This window comes from uncultured Phenylobacterium sp. (assembly GCF_902826855.1).
In the GTDB taxonomy this organism is placed as follows: domain Bacteria; phylum Pseudomonadota; class Alphaproteobacteria; order Caulobacterales; family Caulobacteraceae; genus Phenylobacterium.
The window spans coordinates 1-6574 of record NZ_CADEGK010000229.1 but is presented as its reverse complement, the minus strand read 5'-3'; the positions used below and the strand labels follow the sequence as shown (position 1 = coordinate 6574).

General features: G+C 68.1%; 6 protein-coding genes. 4 read left to right on the top strand and 2 right to left on the bottom strand.

The window, feature by feature from the left end; all coding sequences use genetic code 11:
- Positions 1-257: transaldolase family protein (locus tag QZV94_RS21690; protein WP_293681841.1), on the bottom strand; the 257-nt coding region annotated here is incomplete at its 3' end.
- Between the two features lie 60 nt (positions 258-317).
- On the opposite strand from QZV94_RS21690, the gene QZV94_RS21685 reads away from it, so the two are divergent.
- Positions 318-2483, top strand: a complete 2166-nt coding sequence (locus QZV94_RS21685) for a primosomal protein N' (protein ID WP_293681840.1) — start codon at positions 318-320, stop codon at positions 2481-2483.
- Here QZV94_RS21685 and QZV94_RS21680 read toward each other — a convergent pair.
- Positions 2480-3277, bottom strand: a complete 798-nt coding sequence (locus QZV94_RS21680) for a TerC family protein (protein WP_293681839.1) — start codon at positions 3275-3277, stop codon at positions 2480-2482. The genes QZV94_RS21685 and QZV94_RS21680 overlap by 4 nt on opposite strands.
- A gap of 496 nt (positions 3278-3773) precedes the next feature.
- On the opposite strand from QZV94_RS21680, the gene QZV94_RS21675 reads away from it, so the two are divergent.
- The 3 genes from QZV94_RS21675 to QZV94_RS21665 all read left to right on the top strand — a co-directional run.
- Positions 3774-4451, top strand: a complete 678-nt coding sequence (locus tag QZV94_RS21675) for a CHAP domain-containing protein (RefSeq protein ID WP_293681838.1) — start codon at positions 3774-3776, stop codon at positions 4449-4451.
- A gap of 63 nt (positions 4452-4514) precedes the next feature.
- A complete protein-coding gene (locus tag QZV94_RS21670; RefSeq protein WP_293681837.1) occupies positions 4515-5468 on the top strand; it encodes a magnesium transporter CorA family protein in 954 nt (317 codons plus the stop codon).
- 97 nt (positions 5469-5565) lie between these two features.
- On the top strand, positions 5566-6574 hold a 1009-nt coding region (locus QZV94_RS21665), incomplete at its 3' end, for a pentapeptide repeat-containing protein (protein ID WP_293681836.1).

Below are 6574 nucleotides of genomic sequence, written 5' to 3'. Positions count from 1 at the left end.
AGCGGGACCTTGACCACGATGTTCGGCGCGATGGCCGCCAGCTTGCGGCCCTCGGCCAGCATCCCGGCCGTTTCCATCGAGGCCACCTCGGCGCTGACCGGCCCGCCCACGATCCCGCAGATCTCGCCGATTACCTCCAGCATGTTGCGGCCGGACTTGGCGATCAGGGTCGGGTTGGTGGTGACCCCGTCCACCAGGCCCGTGGCGGCCAGGTCCTTCAGGACCGCGGTGTCGGTGGTATCGAGGAAGAGCTGCATAACTTGGACCTTGGCGCTTGTTCGGGCCGCTTGTAGCTGCGATGCCCGGCCATTCAAACCATGAGCCGCATCGCCTCCGTCCTCATCCCCATGCCGCTGCCCGAGGCGTTCGACTACGCCGAGCCGGAGGGTATGGATCTGGCGCTCGGAGACCAGGTAGCCGTGCCCCTCGGGCCGCGGCTGATCCGAGGCGTAGTGACGGACCTGCGCGATGCGATGGGGGGCAACCGTCCCCTGAAGCCGGTCGCCGAAAAGCTGGACGAGCCGCGTCTGCCGCCGCGGACCGTGGAGTTCATCCAGTGGGCCGCCCGCTATTCGGTGGATGCGCCGGGCCAGCCGCTGGCCATCGCGCTCCGCGGCGCCCGCGCCCCAAGGCCACGGCCTGTGCGCGTGGTTCGCCTCACCGGCGTCGAGCCGGCCCGACCGACTCCAGCGCGGTTGCGGGTGGTCGACGCCGCGGCCGCGGCCGCGCCCATGGGCCCCACCGACCTGGCGCATGCGGCCGGCGTCTCCTCCGGCGTGGTCAAGGCGCTGGTGGACGAAGGCGTGCTGACGGTGGAACTGCAGGCGCCCGACGACCGGTTCGCACCCCCCGACCTTGGCCGGCACGGCGCCGAGCTGAATGCCAGCCAGGCGGCGGCGGCCCAGGCGCTGAAGGCGATGGTCGCCGAGGGCGGCTACGGCGTTGCGCTGCTGGACGGCGTCACGGGATCAGGCAAGACCGAGGTCTACCTGGAGTGCGCGGCTGCCGTTCTGGCCGGCGATCCCGAGGCCCAGGTGCTGATCCTGCTGCCGGAGATCGCACTAACCCAGGCGGTGATCGCCCGCGTCGCCGACCGCTTCGGGGCCGAGCCCGGCGAGTGGCATTCCGACGTCAGTCCGCCGATGCGCCGCCGGGTCTGGGAGGGCGTCGCCGCGGGCCAGTGCCGCATCGTCGTGGGGGCCCGCTCGGCGCTGTTCCTGCCGTTCCGCAAGCTGGCGCTCATCGTCGTCGACGAGGAGCACGACGGGTCGTTCAAGCAGGAGGACGGCTTCATCTATCATGCCCGCGACCTGGCCGTGGCGCGCGGCAAGATCGAGGACGCCGCCGTCGTGTTGGCCTCGGCCACGCCATCGCTGGAGACGCTGCGCAACGCCGAGATCGGCCGCTATCGCTGGCTCAAGCTGTCGGCCCGCCACGGGATCGCGCGGTTGCCGGAGATCGACCTCATCGACCTGCGCGAAAGCCCGCCGGAGCCGGGCCGGTGGCTGTCGCCGCCGCTGGTCGAGGCCATGAGGGAAACGCGGGAACGCGGCGAGCAGACGCTGCTGTTCCTCAACCGCCGGGGCTATGCGCCGCTCGTCCTCTGTCGGGCCTGCGGTGAGCGGATGACGGCGCCCGACACCGACAGCTGGCTGGTCGAACACCGCTACACCGGCCGCCTGGTCTGCCATCTGACCGGCTTCTCGATGCTTAAGCCCGCCGCCTGCCCCCACTGCGGGGCGAAGGACAGTCTGGTGTCCATCGGGCCTGGCGTTGAGCGGGTGGAGGAGGAGGCGCGCGGCCTGTTCCCCGACGCCCGCATCGCGGTGTTCTCCTCCGACACGGTCTTCGACGCCCGCGAGGCGCGGCGCATGATCGAGACCATGGCCGCTGGCGAGATCGACATCCTGGTCGCCACCCAGGCCGCCGCCAAGGGCCACAACTTCCCGAACCTGACGCTCGTGGGGGTGGTGGACGCCGACCTCGGCCTGCGCGGCGGGGATCTGCGCGCCGCCGAGCGCACCTACCAGCTGCTGGCGCAGGCGACCGGCCGGGCGGGGCGCAAGGACCGTCCCGGTCGCGCACTCCTGCAGACCTACGCCCCGGAGCACGCAGTGATGCAGGCGCTGAAGGCCCAGGACCGCGACGCCTTCGTCGCCGCAGAAATGGCCGAGCGCGAAATGGCCGGACTGCCGCCGTTTGGCCGGCTGGCCGCGGTGATCGCCTCCGGACCGGACGCCGGCCAGCTGGACGCCTTTCTGCGGACGATGGCGCAGGCTGCGCCGAACTCGCCGGGCGTGGCGGTGTACGGTCCCGCCGACGCGCCGCTGGGCCTGATCCGTGGCCGACGGCGCAAACGGTTCCTGGTGCGCGCCGACCGAGGTGTCGACCTGTCGGCCTACATGGCCGCCTGGCGCGCCCGCGTCCGGCCGCCCGGCCAGATCCGCATCGCCATCGACATCGACCCCTACAGCTTCCTCTAGTGCAGCGACTTGTCAGGTGGGGATTTGCGGCGGCGGGCGAGCATGTTCAGCCCCTCGACTAGGCCCGAGAAGGCCATGGCGGCGTAGATGTAGCCCTTGGGCACATGCACCCCGAAGCCGTCGGCGATCAGCACTGCGCCGATCATTAGCAGGAAGCCCAGCGCCAGCATCACGATGGTCGGGTTGTTGTTGATGAACTCCCCGAGCGGTTCCGCGGCCAGCAGCATCACGCCCACCGCGATGATCACTGCGATCATCATGATCGGCACGTCGTCGGTCATGCCGACCGCCGTGAGGATCGAGTCCACCGAGAACACGATGTCGAGCAGCACGATCTGGACGATGGCCGAGCCAAGGTTCGTGGCCACCTTCGCCTTGGTGTCCATGACGCCCTCGGTCTGGTGAGGGTCGACCTTCTCGTGGATCTCGGTCGTGGCCTTCCAGACGAGGAACAGGCCGCCGGCGATCAGGATCAGATCGCGCCAGGAGAAGGACAGTTCGAAGGCGGGCTCGCCGTGCTCGCCGATAGGGCCCTGCCAGGGCAACTCGAACACCGGCTGGGTCAGGCCGATGATGAATCCCAGGGTCAGCAGCAGTCCCAGCCGCATGATCAGGGCGAGCGAAATGCCGATGCGCCGCGCCTGGTTGCGCTGATGCTCCGGCAGCTTGTTGGCCAGGATGGAGATGAAGACCAGGTTGTCGATGCCGAGCACCACCTCCATCACAACCAGGGTGAGAAGGGCGGCCCATGCGGCCGGCTCGGCGGCAAGGGCTGCTAGGGCGGCGATGTCCATTTGAGTCTCCCCGACAGTCATCCGTATCTAGGTGGTCAGGGGCAGAGGGCCAGTCCCGCCGTCCGAAATAGTCGCATGCTCACTAATTCGGCGCCGGCGCCTGTCGCTCTCGGGTTCGTGAAGTGGAAATTCTCCTCTTGAGCGAGTTGCGCCGAACACCCGGAGTGTGCGCGCGAGGTCTTATTTCAGGTTGTTGCAACCTGTGAAACGGGGCCGAAATTTGATAAAATTGGGTTAACGAGTAGTCCACAGGCAAGATCTTATGAGCTGATTTACGGGATGTGCGGGGATTGTTCCGGAATAGTTTTCTTAATTCCGGTAATGTAGCTCTTCAATTTCTACATCACGTCTATGTATCAGCACGCGTCTGTCGCGGCATGCCTGAGCGGGGCTGTGGATAATTTAGCGGCGACCCCTGGTCGCAGGGCGTAAACCCTCTTTTCACTCAAGGCGGATACGGTTACCCCTTCGCCTTAGAAGTGGGGAGTCACTGAGAATGCGCAAACGGACGCGGGCCCTTCTGGGTTCCCTCGCCGCTGCGGCCTTCGTGGCCTTCGCGCCTTCCGGCGCAAGCGCGGACACCTATTGGCAGTGCGTGCCGTTCGCGCGCCTGATCTCCGGCATCCAGATCTTCGGCGACGCCTGGACCTGGTGGAAGCAGGCGGCCGGCAAGTACGAGACGGGCTTCCAGCCGCGCGCTGGCGCGGTCCTCTGCTTCAAGCCTACCCAGCGCATGCGCCTCGGCCACGTAGCCGTGGTCAGCCAGGTGCTGACCGACCGTGTCGTGCAGATCACCCACGCCAACTGGAGTCCGATCGAAGGCTCGCGCGGCAAGGTGGAAAAGGACGTCACCCTCATCGACGTCTCCGCCCAGGGCGACTGGAGCCAGGTAAAGGTCTGGTACGACCCCAACCGCGATCTGGGTGGCTCGACCTATTCAACCCATGGCTTCATCTACCCCGACTCCTCGGCGCGGATGATCGCCGACTCGGGCGTCAGCCGCGTCCAGAACGGCGCCATCGCCATGGCCCAATCCGCGGCCGGCCAGCTGGCCACCGCCGTCAGGCCCGGCCAGGGTCCGATGAGCCTCCTCAGCCAGGCCGCCGACTCCACCGACCGCATCGGCGCCCTGATCGCCGCTGCCACCGGCGGCGGGAACGACCGGAGCAAGTAGCCTCCGCGCGGTTGACGCGTTCCTCGGCGCAGCCTCACAAGGGCGGCGCAGGAGCGAACACGCATGCTCAACGTCCTTCGCCGCGACCAAGGAACCCTCGAGGCCGAGACCGTCGCGCCCGGGTGGAAGCCCGGCGAGGACGTCATCTGGATCGACCTCCTGACGCCCACCCGCGAGGAGGAGCTGGCGGTCGAAGCCGCCCTGGGCCTCGAGTTGCCCACCGTCCAGGAGATGGAGGCGCTGGAACCTTCGTCACGCCTCTACCAGGAGGCTGGGGCGACCTTCATGACGGCCACGCTGCTTGCGCACGCCGACGACGCCCTTCCCACCACGACGCCGGTGACGTTCGTCCTGGCCGGCGGCCGCCTCGTCACCCTGCGTTACGAGACGCTGCGGGCCTTCACTATCTTCTCCGAGCGCGCCGCAGCCAAGGACGCGGTCAGCGGGGCAGTGGCGCTGCTGGGCCTGCTTGAGGCTATCGTTGAGCGCCTCGCCCGGGTGCTCGACGGCACCGGCAACCGGGTCGAGTCCGCCTCGGTCTCAATCTTCCAGCGACCGCCGGCGGGCAACTTCCGCCCTATGCTTACCGACCTCGCCCAAGCCCAGTCGATCACGGGGCTCACCCGCAACAGCCTGGTCTCGCTCGCGCGCCTGATCAGCTACGCCGGTCTCGCCCCCGAGATCGCCGGCGACGCTGCGAGCCGGGCGCACCTGGAGAGCCTGCAGCGCGACGCCCAGTCGCTGAGCGACCACGCCGGCCACCAGGCGGCGCACATTGCCTTCCTGCTGGATGCGGCGCTCGGCCTGATCAACATCGAGCAGAACGGCATCATCAAGTTCTTCTCGGTGGTGGCGGTGGTGTTCATGCCGCCCACCCTGATCGCCTCGATCTACGGGATGAACTTCGACGTCCTGCCGGAGCTGCATTGGGCGGCCGGCTACTACATGGCGCTGGCGGCCATGCTGATCGCCGCCATCCTGCCGGTGCTGTGGTTCAAACGGCGCGGCTGGTTATGAGGTCGCAACCCTAGGTCGCCGGTCAGAACCATCCCGCATTAAGGCTGTCGCGCAACTCATCCTTAAAGCCGTGGCCTCAAGGTGAATGTGAGGCCTCATGTCCACCGTACCCCAACAGCATCACCTGGCCGTCGACGCCCACACCCTGCGTGAGGCGCTGGACGCCCATTCGCGGTATCTTGCGGGGCGCTCGGGCGGCCGGCGGCTGAACCTGACCTATGCCGACCTCGCCAACTGCTCGCTCGAGGCGGTGGACCTGCGTGACGCCGACCTTACAGGCGCCAAGCTGATGGGGGCGAGCCTGGCCCGCTCCAACCTGTCGCGCGCGATCCTGTTCGGCGCGGACCTGCGCGAAGCCGACATGCGCCACGTGAACCTGAAGCGCGCCGACCTGCGCGGCGCCTGCATGCGCGGCGCCAATCTGGCCGGAGCCGAGCTGGCCGGCTGCGATCTGCGAGAGGGTCGTATCGCCCTGCAGGACAAGCTGGACGGCTTCCGCATCCTGCGCCACGAGCATCGGCCGGGCGAACTGAACTACGCGGTGCTGTCAGGGGCCAACCTGGCCGGCGCCCAAATGAGTGGCGCGGTCGCCATGTCCAGCGACTTCACCGACGCCAACCTGTCTGGAGCGATCCTCACCGGCGCCAAGCTGATGCGCGCCGTGCTGGACGGGGCCGACCTCTCCGGCGCCGACCTGTCGGGCGCAGACCTGACCGGCTCATCGATGAAGCGGGCGGTGATGAACGGGGTGAACCTCAATCAGACCCGTCTGGACGACTGCGACCTCACGGGCGTCCTGCGCGCGCCGCCGCCGATCTTCTACGTCGACGACCGTTCGCTGACCGAAGTGGTGGCCGAGCATGAGCAGTTCTGCGACTCGGGCGGCGCCAAGGGCGCGGTATTGAAGATGTCGGAGATCGACTTCCGACCCATGAAGACCCTGAAGCGCCGACGTCTCTCGGGCCTGAACGCCCCGCGGTCGGTGTTCTTCGGCATGGACCTGGAGGGTTGCCAATTCCAGGGCGCAGACCTCACCGGCTGTGACTTCCGCGGCGCCAACCTTCGCGAGGCGGACCTCCGCGGCGCCAAGTTCTGCGACGCCCAGC